Below are 15,493 nucleotides of genomic sequence, written 5' to 3'. Positions count from 1 at the left end.
GTTGGGGACAAACGGGTATTATCGGTAAGTTAAGTCTGAAGTTCACCAACTTCTCTCTGTCCAACCTGCTGCATCCGGGTGAGAACTACCGCGGTATCCTCCCGCAAGGCGATGGTCAGACATTGACCATCAGCGGCCAGACCAATGCCAAATACTATCAGTCATACAGCGTTTCATTCTACGACCCGTGGTTTGGCGGTAAACGCCCGAATGCATTCTCCGTATCGGCTTTCTATTCCCGCCAGACCGACATCAGTAGCCGTTATTACAATTCAGCCTACATGAACAGCTATTACAACAGCTATTATAGCGGTATGTATGGCTACGGTATGTACAACTACGGCAATTACAACAACTACGAGAATTATTACGACCCGGACAAATCTATCCAGATGTATGGTCTTGCAGTGATGTTCGGTAAGCGTTTGAAGTGGCCGGATGACTACTTCCAGTTCACAGCCGAGTTGTCTTACCAACGCTATGTTCTGAGTGACTGGCAGTACTTCCCGGTTACCAACGGTAAGTGTAATAACCTCAGCCTCAACCTGACCTTGTCCCGTAGCTCTATCGACAACCCGATTTATCCGCGCCAAGGTTCCGAGTTCTCGTTGTCTGCACAAATCACACCGCCTTTCTCTCTGTTCGACGGTACCGATTACAGCAAGTACAGCACCAGCAACCAGGAAGACATGAACAAGATGCACAAGTGGATTGAATACCACAAGTGGAAATTCAAATCCAAAATCTATATCCCGTTGATGGACCCGATTACCGTCAAACGTACTCCGGTATTGATGGGACGTGTAGAATTCGGTTTGCTGGGACATTACAACAAATACAAGAAGTCTCCGTTCGAAACGTTTGACGTGGGTGGTGACGGTATGACCGGCTACTCCAGCTATGCTACAGAAAGCATCGCCCTCCGTGGTTATGAGAACAGCTCATTGACTCCATACGGCTCTGAAGGTTATGCCTATACACGTCTCGGACTGGAATTAAGATATCCTTTGATGCTCGAAACAAGTACCAGTATTTATGCGTTAACGTTTGTGGAAGCCGGTAATGCATGGCATGATGTCAATAAGTTCAACCCATTCGAATTGAAGCGTTCAGCCGGTGTCGGTGTCCGCATCTTCCTCCCGATGATCGGTATGATGGGTATCGACTGGGCTTACGGTTTCGACAAAATAATGGGTTCCTCGCAATATGGCGGTAGCCAGTTCCACTTCATCCTGGGACAGGAATTCTAAGCAATGGACAATTGATAATTGACAATTAATGCAGTATCGTTATGAAGAAGAGTTTATTGATCCTTTTTACGCTGTTTGCAGTAAGCATAACAGCCGGTGCACAGAAGTTCGCCTTGATTGACATGGAATATATCCTGGAAAATATTCCTGCTTACGAACGTGCCAATGAACAACTGGAGCAATCCTCCAGACAATGGCAGAGTGAGGTCGAAAAGATTTCCGAAGAAGCCAAGACTCTGTACAAGAACTATCAGTCTCAGATTGCTTCCCTTTCTGAAACACAGAGAGGTAAAAAGGAAGAAGAGATTGTCGCTAAAGAGAAATCAGCAGCCGAACTGCGCCGCAAATACTTCGGTCCGGAAGGCGAACTGTATAAAAAACGTGAAAGTCTGATGCAACCCATTCAAGACGAAATATACAATGCTGTAAAGGAAATTGCTACACAAAACGGATATGCAGCAGTTGTAGACCGCGCTTCCGCATCAAGTATCATTTTTGCCTCACCGAGTATTGACGTCAGCAATGAGGTACTTGCAAAACTGGGATATTCAAATTAATTTCATACATTTGTTTCAGAATATAGACTGCATTCTGGATTAAAAATAAGCGAGCTTATTTTGTATTGCGTTCAGTTTGCGCTATATTTGTCCCCGACGAATAATCATTCAAATAAATAATAAACATTATGCTTAAAAAAATCGCACTACTCGTAGTTATGTTCGCCCTCCCGCTGGGAGCTATGGCGCAAGCTAAATTCGCTCACATGAATTCTCAGGAAGTAATCACTGTTATGCCTGAATTTACCAAAGCTCAAGCTGACCTTGATGCTATGTCTAAGAAATATCAGGATGAAATGCAGCGCACTAACGAAGAATTCCAAAAGAAGTATCAGGAATATCTTGTTCAACAAGATTCTTTGCCCAAAAACATCGCTGAAAGACGCCAGAAAGAATTAAACGATATGGCCCAACGCCAAGAACAATTCCAACAAGAAGCTTATCAAAGTATGCAGAAAGCACAGCAGGATGCTATGGCTCCTATCTATAAGAAACTGGACGAAGCTATCCAAGCTGTCGGCAAAACTGAAGGTGTTGTCTACATTTTCGACTTGGCCCGTACCCCGATACCATTCGTAGGAGCACAGAGCGTTGATGTAACTGCCAAAGTTAAAACGCAATTGGGCATTAAATAATAGAATTATCTATGATAGAGCAAGCGCGGATAGTTTTATCCGCGCTTATTTTTTATACATTACTGAGAAATTTGCATTATCTTTGCATGGTACATAGTCTTTAGAAAGCATGAAACAGACATTACCTTCTGCAGCCGGTCCCATCGGAATATTCGATTCCGGATATGGCGGACTGACCATCCTGAGCAAGATACGGGAAGCCCTTCCCCAATATGATTACATTTATCTGGGCGACAACGCGCGCGCGCCTTACGGAACCCGCTCGTTCGAGATTGTCTATGAGTTCACCTTGCAGGCAGTCACCAAACTGTTCGAGATGGGTTGTCACCTCGTCATTCTGGCATGCAATACAGCTTCGGCAAAAGCTCTGCGCAACATACAAATGAATGATTTGCCTCGCCTCGACCCTATGCGCCGTGTGTTGGGAGTAATTCGCCCAACCGTAGAATGCATAGGGAACATTACCCAAAGCCGCCATGTGGGAGTGCTTGCCACGGCAGGAACCATCAAGTCTGAATCCTATCCGCTGGAAGTGCATAAACTCTTCCCCGACATCAAAGTGAGCGGTGAAGCCTGCCCTCTATGGGTATCCCTCGTAGAAAACAATGAGGCACAAGGTGAGGGTACTGACTACTTCATACGCAAAAACATCGGCAACCTGCTGGCCAAAGACACGCAGATAGACACCGTCATTCTGGGCTGCACGCACTTCCCGTTGCTGCTGCCCAAGATACAGCAATACATGCCCGACGGCATCACGACCGTCACCCAGGGGGAACTGGTAGCAGACAGCCTGAAAGACTATCTTCACCGCCATCCGGAAATGGACAAAAAATGTACCAAAGGTGGAAGATGCGTCTACCGCACCACGGAATCGGAGGAGAAATTCACAGAATCGGCTTCTACTTTCCTGAATGAATCGATAAGAGTTGAGAGGATTGAACTATAAATTCGTCAGCATTAAACATTAAAACAAAAACATTTGTTATATTTGTAAGACAGAAACCTCTAAATTCATACCATCATGAAAGAAGAAGACAAAAGCAAACTCGTTGAGGTGTTCACCGGTTCACCGTGGGAAGCAGAACTCGTAAAGAGCCTGCTGGGAAATAGTGATATTGAAGCTGTAACAAAAGACGGAATGGTAGTAAACGTTGTACTGCCTGCCACTGCGGTAGATGTTTCCGTTCTCGTCAATGAGAAGGACTACGAAGCCGCCATGGAAGTAGTCCGTGAATACGAAAAGAGAGAAAATGGAGATTGATTTCAATAGAATTGCTGTCAAGGTAGGCAGCAATGTTTTAACACGTCGTGACGGCACTCTCGACGTCACCCGCATGTCCGCTTTGGTGGACCAGATAGCCGAGCTGCACAAGGCCGGCATAGAAATAATACTTGTTTCTTCCGGAGCCGTTGCTTCGGGACGTAGTGAAGTGCGCCCCACCAAGAAGTTGGACAGCGTAGACCAGCGCCAGCTCTTTTCCGCTGTAGGGCAGGCCAAACTCATCAACCGCTACTACGAGCTGTTCCGGGAGCATGGCATCCCCGTGGGACAAGTGCTCACAATGAAAGAGAACTTTTCCACCCGCCGCCATTACCTCAACCAGAAAAACTGTATGACCGTAATGCTGGAGAACGGCGTCATTCCTATTGTCAATGAGAACGACACCATCTCCGTGAGCGAACTGATGTTCACCGACAACGATGAACTGTCCGGCCTGATAGCCTCCATGATGGATGCCCAGGCACTAATCATTCTCAGCAATATAGACGGCATCTACAACGGTTCACCCGCCGACCCGGAGTCTCAAGTCATCCGTGAAATAGAACAAGGCAAAGACCTCTCCTCCTACATACAAACTTCCAAGTCCAGCTTCGGACGCGGCGGCATGCTGACAAAAACCAACATTGCCCGCAAAGTGGCGGATGAGGGCATCACAGTAATCATAGCCAACGGGAAGCGGGACAACATCCTCGTGAAAATAATGAATAATGAAGAATTAAACTATACCCGTTTCATTCCGTCTCCGGAACCGGTATCGAGCATCAAGAAATGGATTGCGCACAGCGAAGGGTTTGCCAAAGGCGAACTGCACATCAATCATTGTGCCACCGAACTGCTCTTCTCGGACAAAGCAGTAAGCATCCTACCGGTAGGCATCACTGACGTTATAGGCGAGTTCGAGAAGGACGACATCGTACGGATTATCGACTTCGGCGGTAAACCCATCGGTGTGGGAAAAGCCAACTGTGACTCCAGCCAGGCACGGGAAACAATGGGAAAACATGGAAAGAAACCCGTAGTGCACTACGACTACCTATATATAGAATAGGACACAGACGGATACTATCCACGATATTCATACTTGCATATTTATCACTCTATACTCAGTAAGAAAATGAACTTAAACAAAACTTTTGTCGCCGTACAAGATGCCAGCCGTAACATGCTAGCGTTGAGCGACAAAGAAATCAACCAAATATTACTGGCTGTTGCAGACGCTGCCATAAACAAAACAGACTTCATTCTGAGTGAAAACCAGAAGGATTTGGAGCGTATGCCTTCTACCGACCCTAAATACGACCGCCTGAAACTGACAAAAAGCCGTTTGCAGGACATCGCTGCGGACATCCGCAACGTAGCCGCCCTCCCTTCTCCTTTGGGAAAAGTCCTTAAAGAGAACGTATTACCCAACGGATTGAAGATAAAAAGGGTCAGTGTACCTTTCGGTGTCATAGGCATTATCTACGAAGCCCGTCCCAACGTCAGTTTCGATGTATTCTCACTCTGCCTTAAAAGCGGCAATGCCTGTATTCTGAAAGGCGGAAGCGATGCAGACTATTCCAACCGTGCCATAATCAGCGTGATACACGAGGTACTGGAGCATTTCAACGTAGATACACATATCGTGGAACTGCTTCCTGCCGACAGAGAGGCGACTGCCGAACTACTGCATGCCAACGATTATGTAGATTTGATAATTCCGCGCGGCAGCAGCAGCCTGATAAACTTCGTACGCCAGAATGCCACAGTACCGGTTATAGAGACAGGTGCCGGCGTATGCCATACGTTCTTCGACCGCTATGGCGATATAAGCATAGGTCCATCTATCATTGCCAATGCAAAGACACGCCGGGTCAGTGTATGCAACGCTTTGGATTGCCTGATTATCGAAGCCGACAGCCTGGCTAATTTGCCCGACCTATGCCTGCCGCTGCAATCAAGCAATGTAGAGATATTTGCCGATGAACCCGCCTACCACAGTCTGCGTGACAAATATCCCGTCGAGCTGTTGAGACTTGCCACTGAAGACTGCTACGGCAGAGAGTTCCTGGACTACAAGATGGCCATTAAAACCGTGAATTCTTTCCAGGAAGCATTGGCACATATCCGGAAGTACGGTTCCAAACATAGCGAATGCATCATTACGGACGACAAGACACGTGCCGAATGGTTCTGCCGGGAGGTGGACGCCGCTTGCGTATACGTCAATGCACCGACCTCTTTCACCGACGGCGCACAATTCGGACTCGGTGCCGAGATTGGCATCAGCACCCAGAAGCTACACGCCCGCGGTCCGATGGCTCTGGAAGAAATCACCACATACAAATGGATTGTCGAAGGTTCCGGACAGACCAGACCTTGACAGCCGAATAACAAAGATATAGATACACTAAAAAGACTGTAAATATGAAGAACTTTACTTGCGTGCAGGACATCGGTAACCTGAAGTCTGCACTGGACGAAGCATTCGAGATTAAAAAAGACCGTTTCAAATATGTGGAACTGGGACGTAACAAAACGCTGATGATGATTTTCTTCAACTCCAGCCTGCGTACCCGCCTCAGTACACAGAAGGCTGCATTGAATCTGGGCATGAACGTAATTGTACTGGACATCAACCAGGGAGCCTGGAAACTGGAGACAGAGCGTGGTGTCATCATGGACGGTGACAAACCGGAACACTTACTGGAAGCCATTCCCGTGATGGGCTGCTATTGCGACGTCATCGGCGTACGTTCTTTTGCACGCTTCGAAAATAAGGAAGACGATTACAACGAAGTGATACTGGAGCAGTTCATCAAGCATTCCGGCCGGCCGGTATTCTCCATGGAGGCTGCCACACGCCATCCGCTGCAGAGTTTTGCCGACTTGATAACCATTGAGGAATATAAGAAGACGGCACGCCCCAAAGTAGTGATGACATGGGCTCCACATCCGCGTCCATTGCCCCAGGCTGTCCCCAACTCCTTTGCCGAATGGATGAATGCAACTGATTATGACTTTGTGATTACACATCCCGAAGGTTATGAACTCGACCCCAAGTTCGTAGGAAATGCCCGCGTAGAATATGACCAGATGAAAGCTTTTGAAGGAGCCGATTTTGTCTATGCCAAGAACTGGGCGGCCTATACAGGCGACAACTACGGACAAATATTGAGCAAAGACCGCACCTGGACAGTAGGCGAGCGCCAGATGGCCGTTACCAACAATGCCTACTTCATGCACTGCCTGCCGGTTCGACGCAACATGATTGTGACGGATGATGTGATAGAAAGCCCGCAGTCCATCGTAATCCCCGAAGCGGCCAACCGGGAGATTTCAGCAACAGTGGTGCTGAAGAGACTGCTTGAAAGCCTCTAACCAGAGGACAAGACTACTTTATTCTTTTTAGGCGCGGATTACGCGGAAAACGCGGATTCTTTTCTTAAATTTTTCCGTGAAATCCGCGTAATCCTCGCCTAAAAAGAAATTATAGCAAATGCATTTCAGCTACACCGCTATTACTTTTCCACTTCTTTGTCCGCTTCTTCCCAACCGATGAAACCTTTGTCAAGGTCATAGATTATATATCCTTTTTTGCTCAGTATGGCAGCGGCCTTTTTACTACGCTTACCACTACGACAATATACTGCAACCGGTTTGTCCTTCTGCAGAGTGGAGTCGGCCATCGTTTCAAACGACTCATCCAATACATTGATATTGATACTGTGGGGCACGTGTCCTTCCGAGTATTCGGCAACAGTACGCACATCCAGAAGCTGCACCTCCGGATTGGCTATCAATGTGGAAAAGTCATCTACCGAAACAGACTTGAACTGTCCCTCCTTCTGCTGGCAGGAAAAGAGGGTGGTAAAAACGAGGCAAAAACCCGCGAACAATGTCTTCATCGAATATTTCATTTTAGTCAGGGTTATAAACAAAATCGTAAGTCTTGATGTCACCGGAATAAGTGTGCACACTGAAATGAACCATAACCTTCTGTATACCCTCTGCCGCATACTGCCGCAAAGGTACGGAAGCGTAGGCACGCCTGGTATAAGACACCACCTCCTCCTTTGCGTCATGATACAGCGTCAGATATACTTCACTACACCCGGTAGCAGTATCCACAATCACTTCATCCTCAATAAAATGGAACTTATGTTCACCATTCTCCTTGACTATCAGTGTCATATTGAGATAGTCGAGTCCCATCCAGATACCCAGTACATCAGTAGGGTCTGTCTTGACGCCCTCCTCGAACTTGTCGACCGTTTGGGGAACGACAGAAAGAACACCGCTCAAGGCATACAGCACCGCACCGGCAGTTCCATCGGCAGTTACCTCCGAAGCATAATTACTGATGACACGTACCGAGGCGTTTGCCTCTATGTTCGTCTTTGTCTTGTCCTCCACTACCGGCAAGGTTTCCCCTTCATCCGTCACAACAGACCGCAGATAGCCGTCAGCCCCCGAAAAGGCAGTCAAGAATTCCAGCTTCACGGAAGGATAATGATAATCATCATCGCCACAACCAGCCAACAGACAGGCCAATAAAGGCAAAAGCCACCAATCACAGTACTTCTTCATGTATTCATTCTTTTATAGCCGCCAGATAATTCTTCAACGGGTTGGCATACATCAGCAGCATTTTTCCGCGCAGAAAGTCCACGTCCTTATTAGGAATGGAGATACGCTCCAACTGTTGTTCTATATAGGCCGTGAAGCGCTGCTTATCCTCGGCAGTGTAATGGTCGGAAAAATCCTCCTTCCCCTCGAGAAGGTCGTGTGCCACATAATTATTGGGATACATCCGGTAGCTGGCATGAATGCGTTTGTCTATCAGTGCAGACATGCGTGCAAAGAGTTCGGGCTTCGGAAGTGAACGGTCCATCTTCGCCAATTCATCATTCATGCAGGCACCCGTCTGGAAATGTACCCGCCCTTTATAGCCGAACAGTCCGGTCTGCATATTCAGCAAGTCGTCAGCCGTCGTTTTCTTATAGCCTTCAATGTCCCGTTTCAGTTGGAACTCCTGCGCTTTCAGGAAGTCGCAAGGGTCGTATTCATAGGAAATGGCAAGCGGAGCTATATTCATTTCCATTAAGCGGTCAATGACATCGCCTTCACCGCCTATTGCCAGCATCTTCAGCACACTGTCCTGCGTGCGGTCGTTGGAATCCTTGGCACGCCCTTCACGTTGTGCAATCCAGATAGACTGTTTCTTCTCACTGATGGTATAATGCATATAGCGGGACATGCGTGCGGAAGCCTCCAGCATCTGGCGCATGGTCAACGCACGCAGCACGATGAAGGACTTGTTGACACGCACGAATTTCTTAATCCACGGATAGACAAGCAGGTTGTCGCCAATGGCTATCTCTACCGTATCCATACCCTGGTCTACCAAAAGAATGGACAAGAAACCGGAATCGAGAATAATGTCGCGATGATTGGAGATATAGGTATACGCCGCCGACTTGTCTGCCGGCAACGCGGTATGGTCCAAAGTCAATCCATCCGTAGCCTCCTTCGCCAATTTCCACAGAAGCCCATAGCAGAAGGTCTTCTGAAATTCCAGCTTGGTTTTACACGCGCGCATTTTCTGCGACCAGACTTCAAAAGGTACACCAGGCATCACAGTATCCACTGCCTGCCGGAACGCCGCATCGGCAATCAGTTCCTCATAGACTTGAGGAAGTTCCTCATCATGATAAGGACGGATTTCATCAAATTCCACGTTCGCATTCATAATGAATAATGATTAATCCTTAAACTTGTTTTCTATAATATCTGTCATTACATCCTTCATCTCCATTCCGGCAGCACGAACCTGCTGGGGAATAAAGCTGGTGGCAGTCATTCCGGGGGTGGTATTCACCTCCAGCAGATTGATTTTTTCCCCTTCGGTAATGATATAGTCCACACGGATAATGCCGTAGGCCCCGAGTATATCATAAATGGCAGAAGTCAGCGTCTGCACCCGGCGGGTCAAATCGTCCGAGATGCGGGCGGGAGTAATCTCGTCAGACGCACCATTATACTTAGCTTCATAATCGAAGTACTCGTTGTGGCTCACCACCTCCGTAATGGGGAACACTACGGACTTGTCTTTTGTTTTGTAACAGCCGCAGGTAATCTCGGTTCCGTCCATAAAGGCCTCCACCAGTACTTCCTGCGCTTCCGCAAATGCCTTGGCTATGGCAGGTTGTATCTGCTCTTTCGCCGTCACCTTGGTCACGCCGAAGCTGGAACCTCCCAAGCTGGGCTTAATGAAGCAAGGCAGACCGATTTTCTCCATCACATCTTCATCCGTTACCGACTGTCCGCCGCGCAGCAACAACGATTCGGCAATGCGCACACCGAAACCTTTCAGATACTGGTTGCAGGCAAACTTATCGTACGTGAGCGACGCTGCCAGTACTCCGCAACACGAATAAGGGATGTGGAGCATATCAAAATAGCCCTGCAGACGGCCGTCCTCACCCGGAGTTCCGTGGATGGTGATATAGGCAAAGTCGAATGTCACTTTCTCGCCATCCAGCACGAAGCTGAAGTCATTGCGGTCTACCGGAGTCTTAGCGCCGTCGGGCAGCTGTACATGCCAGTCCAGTCCGTGCATTTCTACAATATATAAGGTATACTTCTCCTTGTCGATGAAGGAGTAAATCCCCTGTGCACTACGCAGGGAGACGTGGAATTCGGAGGTATCTCCTCCGGCTACAATAGCAATCGTGCGTTTCATTCTAATTCTCTGTTACTGATATAGCCTCTCCATTTGTCTATCAGCCGGGTCATGTCATCGGGCAATTCCGAAGTGAAGTACATTTCTTCTCCGGTGACGGGATGCACAAACCCCAGCGTCATGGCATGCAATGCCTGCCGCGGACAAGTGTCGAAGCAGTTGTTTACAAATTGTTTGTATTTAGCGAAGTGGGTTCCTTTCAGGATTTCGTGTCCACCGTAACGTTCGTCGTTGAAAAGTATGTGTCCGATGTGCTTCATGTGCACACGGATTTGATGGGTGCGTCCCGTTTCAAGGATACATTCCACCAGTGTGACGTATCCCAAACGTTCGAGCACCCGGTAATGGGTGACGGCATGCTTTCCCTGGTCGTCGGGGAGGACGGTCATCTGCATGCGGTCTCTGGGATTACGACCGATATTGCCGACAACGGTCCCTTCATCCTGCTCTACATTTCCCCAGACCAGCGCCCGGTAACGGCGTTTTGTCGTCTTGTTGAAGAACTGGTTGCCGAGATTCGTCTTGGCATCCGGAGTCTTGGCTATCACCAGCAGGCCGGAGGTGTCCTTGTCGATGCGGTGCACCAGTCCCACATGCGGGTCATTGGCATCATAATCGGGATTATCCTTCATATGCCAGGCTATGGCGTTGACAAGCGTACCGTGATAGTTGCCATGACCGGGGTGCACCACCAGACCGGCAGGTTTGTTCACTACCATCAGATACTTGTCCTCATATACTATATCAAGGGGGATGTCTTCGGGGATGACTTCATTCTCATAGCGTGGACGGTCCATCATCACAGTGATTACATCCATCGGCTTCACCTTATAGCTACTTTTCACAGCCTTGCCGTTCGCCATCACGAAGCCTGCATCGGCAGCCTTCTGGATGCGATTGCGCGAGGAGTTCGTCAAGCGGTCGAACAGATACTTGTCCACCCGCATCATCTCCTGCCCCTTGTCCACCACCACACGGAAGTGTTCATAGAGTTGCGCCTCGTCACCCACCGGCTCTACGTCGTCCAGCTCATCATTATCTATATCATCCGGCAATTCTTCTATCATCACGGCATTTACAATTTGACTATTTACAATTTACGATTGGAGTCAGATGTTTATCAGAACCAGGACTCATCTGCCGCGGAGTCTTCGGACAACACGGGTTCAACGGTACTTCCCACAGAATCCACTCCCAGGGAGTCTGCCTGCAAGGCGCCTCCATCTCCCACCATCAGCGTCAGCACTGCACCGGCGGGCACTTTCTCGCCGATGGAAAGCTGACGGCCCTTATACTTCACGCCATACACCCAGTCCTTCTCTCCCGGAATATACTGTATCTCGGCCAGCTTGAAGCCCGAAGCCAGAATACGCGCTTCCGCCTGCCGCAACGAACTGTTGTCCGCCACATCGGGTACTATGTGCAGAGGGACTTCAATCGTATTGATTGTAAGATAGATGGTACGTCCTTCCTTTACCTTTTGTCCAGCTGCCGGATTATATTCGAGGATGCAGCCGGCAGGAAGAGTCTTGACATAACTGGAATCCGAAACGATGCAGACCAAGCCGCGGTTACGGAACATTTTCTCGGCTTCCTCCACTCCCATGCCCTTCACATCGGGCACTATCACAGCCTCGCCGTGGCGGGTATATATATCCAGTCCTTTCAGCACTCCGAACAGCAATCCCACTACCACAACGGCCATCGCAAGTATGTTCGCCCAGAAGAACCGGTTCTGCCGGAAAGAGAAAAAATCTTTTATTGTCATAATCGATAATGCATTATTTGGGACAAAGATACAATTTTCACCACATAGTACACGGAGTTGGCAATAGTTTTTTCCGGAGAACCGGGCACAATACATAAGAAAAGCTGCAAAAGACCAGAATCAGTCTTTTGCAGCTCCCTTATTTCTTTAATACGAACGAGAACGGCCTATTATGCCTTTACTCCGTTGTATTCGTCAGAAACAGTCAGTTTCTTTCTGCCTTTAGCACGACGTGCTGCCAATACTCTGCGGCCGTTTGCTGTAGCCATTCTCTCACGGAAACCGTGTTTGTTCTTTCTCTTTCTGTTCGAGGGTTGAAATGTTCTTTTCATTACTGTATCTTGTTTTATGTTATTATTCTCACGAATTCGGGCTGCAAAAATAGGTACTTTTTTCAAATAAACCAAGAGATAACTCATTTTCTCTCAAAAGTTTTTGTGTTTTTTACCGAATTCCATTACTTTTGCACCCGCAAACCAGCACTAAAGAAGTAAATACCAATATAATAATATTAAAGACTATAAGTATGATTAATGCCCAAGACATTAAAATCGGAACTTGCATCCGCATGGACGGCAAGCTGTATTTCTGCATCGACTTCCTGCATGTAAAGCCGGGAAAAGGTAATACCTTCATGCGTACCAAGCTGAAAGACGTGGTGAACGGCTACGTTCTGGAACGTCGTTTCAACATCGGTGAGAAACTGGAAGACGTGCGTGTAGAACGTCGTCCCCACCAATACCTCTATCATGACGGTGACAACTACCAATTCATGAACCAGGAGACTTTTGACCAAATTCCCATCGCCCACGACCTCATCAACGGTGTTGACTTCTTGCTCGAAGGAATGATAGTAGACGTGGTATCAGACGCTTCCACAGAAACCGTGCTCTATGCCGACGTGCCCATCAAGGTTCAGCAGAAGATTACCTATACGGAACCGGGACTGAAAGGCGACACAGCCACCAACACGCTGAAGCCCGCCACAGTAGAATCCGGCGCCACAGTCCGCGTCCCCTTGTTCATCAACGAAGGCGAGACTATCGAAATCGATACGCGCGACGGTTCTTACGTAAGCCGCGTAAAAGCATAAGCCCTTTTGGAAATCAGGCAAATGCCCTTTTCATATCATCCCCGGTGCTCCACTTGGCATCCGGGGATTTTTCTTTCCATTTATTCATCTACAAAGCTTAAATGATATATCTTTGCGGAGACAACCAAAACATAAAGCCATACCCATGAGATACTCCGTCATCATCCCCGTATACAACCGCCCCGATGAGGTGGATGAACTGCTGCAAAGCCTGACGCAGCAAAGTTTCAAGGATTTTGAAGTGATTGTGGTGGAGGACGGCTCCTCCATCCCCTGCAAGCCGGTCACAGAGAAGTATCAGGAACTATTGGACGTACATTACTATGACAAGCCCAACTCCGGCCCCGGGCAGACCCGTAACTACGGGGTGGAACGAAGCAAGGGCGAATACCTGATAATACTGGATTCGGACTGCATCCTGCCCGAAGGTTATTTCCTTGCTGTGGAAGAAGAGCTGCAGCACGAAGCCGCCGATGCCTTCGGAGGCCCCGACCGCGCGCACGAATCATTCACAAACATACAGAAAGCCATCAACTACTCCATGACCTCCTTCTTCACCACCGGCGGTATCCGTGGGGGGAAGAAGAAGATGGACAAGTTCTATCCGCGCAGCTTCAACATGGGTGTGCGGCAGGAAGTGTACCAAGCCCTGGGCGGATTCTCGCGGATGCGCTTCGGGGAGGACATCGACTTCAGCATCCGAATCTTCAAGGGAGGATATACATGCCGGCTGTTCCCCGGTGCCTGGGTATACCACAAGCGACGGACAGACTTCCGGAAATTCTTCAAGCAGGTACACAATTCCGGGATTGCCCGCATCAATCTGTACAAGAAGTATCCGGAATCGCTGAAGCTCGTCCACCTGCTGCCGGCTGCATTTACCCTGGGAGTGGCCATATTCCTGCTGGGAACGCCCTTCTGCCCGTACAGCCTGCTGCCCATCGCTCTTTATGCGCTTCTGGTATACATGGACTCCACTATCCGGAACCGTAGCCTCAGCATCGGGCTCTACTCCGTCGCCGCCTCCTTCATCCAGCTCATCGGATACGGGACGGGGTTCCTGCGCGCCTGGTGGAACCGCTGTATACTTGGCAAGGACGAGTTCGAGGCGTTCAAAAAGAACTTTTACAAATAAGGAGGATTAGGGGTTAAGGATTAGGGATGATATGGAGAAACTGAATATCAACCAGTGGGCTGCAGAGGACCGCCCGCGGGAAAAGATGATGCAGAAAGGGGCGGAAGCCTTGAGCGATGCCGAACTGCTAGCCATCCTCATCGGCTCCGGCAATACGGAAGAAACCGCCGTGACACTGATGCAGCGCATACTCGCCGCCTGCGGCAACGACCTCAACCGCCTGGGCAAATGGGAGGTGCGGGATTTCTCCCGATTCAAAGGCATGGGCCCCGCCAAAAGCATCACCGTCATGGCATCCCTGGAACTGGGCAAACGCCGCAAGCTGCAGGAACGCTCCGGACGTACCGCCATCCGCTCTTCCGCCGACATCTACGAGCTGTTCCATCCCCTGCTCTGCGACCTTGCCACAGAAGAATTCTGGGTACTGCTTATGAACCACGCCGCCAAAGTGATAGACAAGGTACGCATCAGCCGCGGCGGCATCGACCAGACTACCGCCGACGTGCGCAGCATCCTGCGCGAAGCCCTGCTGCAACGCGCCACACAGATAGCCCTCATCCACAACCATCCCTCCGGCAACCCGCACCCCAGTAACGACGACCAGCGGCTGACGGAACTCGTGAGGAAAGCCGCCCAAACCATGAACATACACCTGACCGACCACGTCATCGTCACGGACGGAAGCCATTACAGCTTCAACGACGAAGGATTGCTATAAATAATCCAAGTTACGGACATACTATACGAAAGACAAAAGCGGTCATAACACTAACTATCAGCACATTGTATTTACCTGCTATTTACCAGCTAATGTAAAAGCCGTTACCGCGATATGTAAAAGCCGTTACCCTATATTGTAACGCCCTTTACCCCATATTGTAAAGACCTTTACCGCCTATTGTAAAAGGAGTTTCCCCAGGGGTAAAGGGAGTTCCCCCAGAGGGTGAAGCGTGTTTCCCCACCGTCAAACTGTCTTTTCCTGATTTAGCTAGACGCTTTTTCTTTTTATAACCGATATCAGTAGACGGTTCTTGGAATGTTGTACT

The 15,493-nt window shown here is 48.8% G+C and carries 19 protein-coding genes; 11 read left to right on the top strand and 8 right to left on the bottom strand.

What is annotated here, in order from left to right:
- From ABUA47_RS12980 to ABUA47_RS12945, 8 genes are all read left to right on the top strand, one after another.
- The coding region (locus ABUA47_RS12980; RefSeq protein ID WP_349831652.1) for an outer membrane protein assembly factor at window positions 1–1,250 on the top strand (1,250 nt) is incomplete at its 5' end.
- A gap of 41 nt (window positions 1,251–1,291) precedes the next feature.
- Window positions 1,292–1,807, top strand: coding sequence for an OmpH family outer membrane protein (locus ABUA47_RS12975; protein WP_035449860.1), 516 nt, complete (start codon window positions 1,292–1,294; stop codon window positions 1,805–1,807).
- A 128-nt stretch (window positions 1,808–1,935) separates the two neighbouring features.
- Entirely contained in the window at window positions 1,936–2,442 is a 507-nt protein-coding gene (locus ABUA47_RS12970; RefSeq protein WP_008662872.1) for an OmpH family outer membrane protein, read from the top strand.
- 109 nt (window positions 2,443–2,551) lie between these two features.
- A complete protein-coding gene (gene murI, locus ABUA47_RS12965) occupies window positions 2,552–3,391 on the top strand; it encodes a glutamate racemase (RefSeq protein ID WP_005825152.1) in 840 nt (279 codons plus the stop codon).
- 75 nt (window positions 3,392–3,466) lie between these two features.
- Window positions 3,467–3,706: a DUF2007-related protein gene (locus ABUA47_RS12960; protein ID WP_005825154.1), complete on the top strand. Its 240-nt coding sequence runs from the start codon at window positions 3,467–3,469 to the stop codon at window positions 3,704–3,706.
- Window positions 3,696–4,775 carry a glutamate 5-kinase gene (gene proB / locus ABUA47_RS12955; protein ID WP_035449862.1) on the top strand — a complete coding sequence of 360 codons (1,080 nt, stop codon included), beginning with the start codon at window positions 3,696–3,698 and terminating at the stop codon, window positions 4,773–4,775. Before ABUA47_RS12960 ends, proB begins: the two co-directional genes overlap by 11 nt.
- Window positions 4,776–4,841: 66 nt before the next feature.
- Entirely contained in the window at window positions 4,842–6,089 is a 1,248-nt protein-coding gene (locus ABUA47_RS12950) for a glutamate-5-semialdehyde dehydrogenase (RefSeq protein WP_005825156.1), read from the top strand.
- A gap of 44 nt (window positions 6,090–6,133) precedes the next feature.
- Complete coding sequence (locus ABUA47_RS12945; protein WP_005825157.1) at window positions 6,134–7,087, top strand: acetylornithine carbamoyltransferase; 954 nt, start codon at window positions 6,134–6,136, stop codon at window positions 7,085–7,087.
- A gap of 140 nt (window positions 7,088–7,227) precedes the next feature.
- On the opposite strand, the gene ABUA47_RS12940 is transcribed toward ABUA47_RS12945, so the two are convergent.
- From ABUA47_RS12940 to rpmH, 7 genes are all read right to left on the bottom strand, one after another.
- The gene (locus ABUA47_RS12940; protein ID WP_035449865.1) at window positions 7,228–7,614 is read right to left on the bottom strand and encodes a rhodanese-like domain-containing protein; all 387 of its coding nucleotides are present in this window, start codon (window positions 7,612–7,614) and stop codon (window positions 7,228–7,230) included.
- A gap of 13 nt (window positions 7,615–7,627) precedes the next feature.
- Entirely contained in the window at window positions 7,628–8,296 is a 669-nt protein-coding gene (locus tag ABUA47_RS12935) for a hypothetical protein (RefSeq protein ID WP_005834744.1), read from the bottom strand.
- 4 nt (window positions 8,297–8,300) lie between these two features.
- Entirely contained in the window at window positions 8,301–9,458 is a 1,158-nt protein-coding gene (locus ABUA47_RS12930; RefSeq protein ID WP_005825164.1) for a hypothetical protein, read from the bottom strand.
- Window positions 9,459–9,470: 12 nt separating this feature from the next.
- Window positions 9,471–10,451: a D-alanine--D-alanine ligase gene (locus tag ABUA47_RS12925; protein WP_005825166.1), complete on the bottom strand. Its 981-nt coding sequence runs from the start codon at window positions 10,449–10,451 to the stop codon at window positions 9,471–9,473.
- On the bottom strand, window positions 10,448–11,518 hold the full coding sequence (locus ABUA47_RS12920) for an RluA family pseudouridine synthase (RefSeq protein ID WP_005834741.1): 1,071 nt from the start codon (window positions 11,516–11,518) through the stop codon (window positions 10,448–10,450). The genes ABUA47_RS12925 and ABUA47_RS12920 overlap by 4 nt, the downstream gene beginning before the upstream one ends.
- A gap of 53 nt (window positions 11,519–11,571) precedes the next feature.
- Window positions 11,572–12,219: a PASTA domain-containing protein gene (locus ABUA47_RS12915; RefSeq protein ID WP_035449869.1), complete on the bottom strand. Its 648-nt coding sequence runs from the start codon at window positions 12,217–12,219 to the stop codon at window positions 11,572–11,574.
- Window positions 12,220–12,389: 170 nt separating this feature from the next.
- Window positions 12,390–12,551, bottom strand: a complete 162-nt coding sequence (gene rpmH, locus ABUA47_RS12910) for a 50S ribosomal protein L34 (protein ID WP_004292199.1) — start codon at window positions 12,549–12,551, stop codon at window positions 12,390–12,392.
- A 194-nt stretch (window positions 12,552–12,745) separates the two neighbouring features.
- Between rpmH and efp the strand changes: the two genes are divergently transcribed.
- From efp to radC, 3 genes are all read left to right on the top strand, one after another.
- Window positions 12,746–13,312 (top strand): elongation factor P, encoded by a 567-nt coding sequence (gene efp / locus ABUA47_RS12905; protein WP_005825176.1) that lies wholly within the window; start codon window positions 12,746–12,748, stop codon window positions 13,310–13,312.
- A 145-nt stretch (window positions 13,313–13,457) separates the two neighbouring features.
- Window positions 13,458–14,447: a glycosyltransferase gene (locus ABUA47_RS12900; protein ID WP_035449871.1), complete on the top strand. Its 990-nt coding sequence runs from the start codon at window positions 13,458–13,460 to the stop codon at window positions 14,445–14,447.
- A 31-nt stretch (window positions 14,448–14,478) separates the two neighbouring features.
- Window positions 14,479–15,165, top strand: a complete 687-nt coding sequence (radC, locus tag ABUA47_RS12895; protein WP_005825180.1) for a RadC family protein — start codon at window positions 14,479–14,481, stop codon at window positions 15,163–15,165.
- Between the two features lie 148 nt (window positions 15,166–15,313).
- Here radC and ABUA47_RS12890 read toward each other — a convergent pair.
- Window positions 15,314–15,493 (bottom strand): hypothetical protein (locus ABUA47_RS12890; protein ID WP_230327045.1); only part of this gene is annotated, 180 nt, incomplete at its 5' end.

Source organism: Bacteroides sp. RTP31139st1_H2_RTP31139_211217 (assembly GCF_040227615.1).
Lineage (GTDB): Bacteria > Bacteroidota > Bacteroidia > Bacteroidales > Bacteroidaceae > Bacteroides > Bacteroides uniformis.
The sequence above is the reverse complement of the archived record's forward strand: the minus strand, read 5'-3'. Positions and strand labels throughout refer to the sequence as shown.

Bases quoted from the DNA above. Each gene is read 5' to 3' on its own strand.
- rpmH (WP_004292199.1), bottom strand. From the start codon at position 12,551: ATGAAAAGAACATTTCAACCCTCGAACAGAAAGAGAAAGAACAAACAC.
- proB (WP_035449862.1), top strand. From the start codon at position 3,696: ATGGAGATTGATTTCAATAGAATTGCTGTCAAGGTAGGCAGCAATGTT.
- ABUA47_RS12900 (WP_035449871.1), top strand. From the start codon at position 13,458: ATGAGATACTCCGTCATCATCCCCGTATACAACCGCCCCGATGAGGTG.
- radC (WP_005825180.1), top strand. From the start codon at position 14,479: ATGGAGAAACTGAATATCAACCAGTGGGCTGCAGAGGACCGCCCGCGG.
- ABUA47_RS12960 (WP_005825154.1), top strand. From the start codon at position 3,467: ATGAAAGAAGAAGACAAAAGCAAACTCGTTGAGGTGTTCACCGGTTCA.
- murI (WP_005825152.1), top strand. From the start codon at position 2,552: ATGAAACAGACATTACCTTCTGCAGCCGGTCCCATCGGAATATTCGAT.
- ABUA47_RS12930 (WP_005825164.1), bottom strand. From the start codon at position 9,458: ATGAATGCGAACGTGGAATTTGATGAAATCCGTCCTTATCATGATGAG.
- ABUA47_RS12975 (WP_035449860.1), top strand. From the start codon at position 1,292: ATGAAGAAGAGTTTATTGATCCTTTTTACGCTGTTTGCAGTAAGCATA.
- ABUA47_RS12940 (WP_035449865.1), bottom strand. From the start codon at position 7,614: ATGAAGACATTGTTCGCGGGTTTTTGCCTCGTTTTTACCACCCTCTTT.
- ABUA47_RS12925 (WP_005825166.1), bottom strand. From the start codon at position 10,451: ATGAAACGCACGATTGCTATTGTAGCCGGAGGAGATACCTCCGAATTC.
- ABUA47_RS12970 (WP_008662872.1), top strand. From the start codon at position 1,936: ATGCTTAAAAAAATCGCACTACTCGTAGTTATGTTCGCCCTCCCGCTG.
- efp (WP_005825176.1), top strand. From the start codon at position 12,746: ATGATTAATGCCCAAGACATTAAAATCGGAACTTGCATCCGCATGGAC.
- ABUA47_RS12945 (WP_005825157.1), top strand. From the start codon at position 6,134: ATGAAGAACTTTACTTGCGTGCAGGACATCGGTAACCTGAAGTCTGCA.
- ABUA47_RS12915 (WP_035449869.1), bottom strand. From the start codon at position 12,219: ATGACAATAAAAGATTTTTTCTCTTTCCGGCAGAACCGGTTCTTCTGG.
- ABUA47_RS12920 (WP_005834741.1), bottom strand. From the start codon at position 11,518: ATGATAGAAGAATTGCCGGATGATATAGATAATGATGAGCTGGACGAC.
- ABUA47_RS12935 (WP_005834744.1), bottom strand. From the start codon at position 8,296: ATGAAGAAGTACTGTGATTGGTGGCTTTTGCCTTTATTGGCCTGTCTG.
- ABUA47_RS12950 (WP_005825156.1), top strand. From the start codon at position 4,842: ATGAACTTAAACAAAACTTTTGTCGCCGTACAAGATGCCAGCCGTAAC.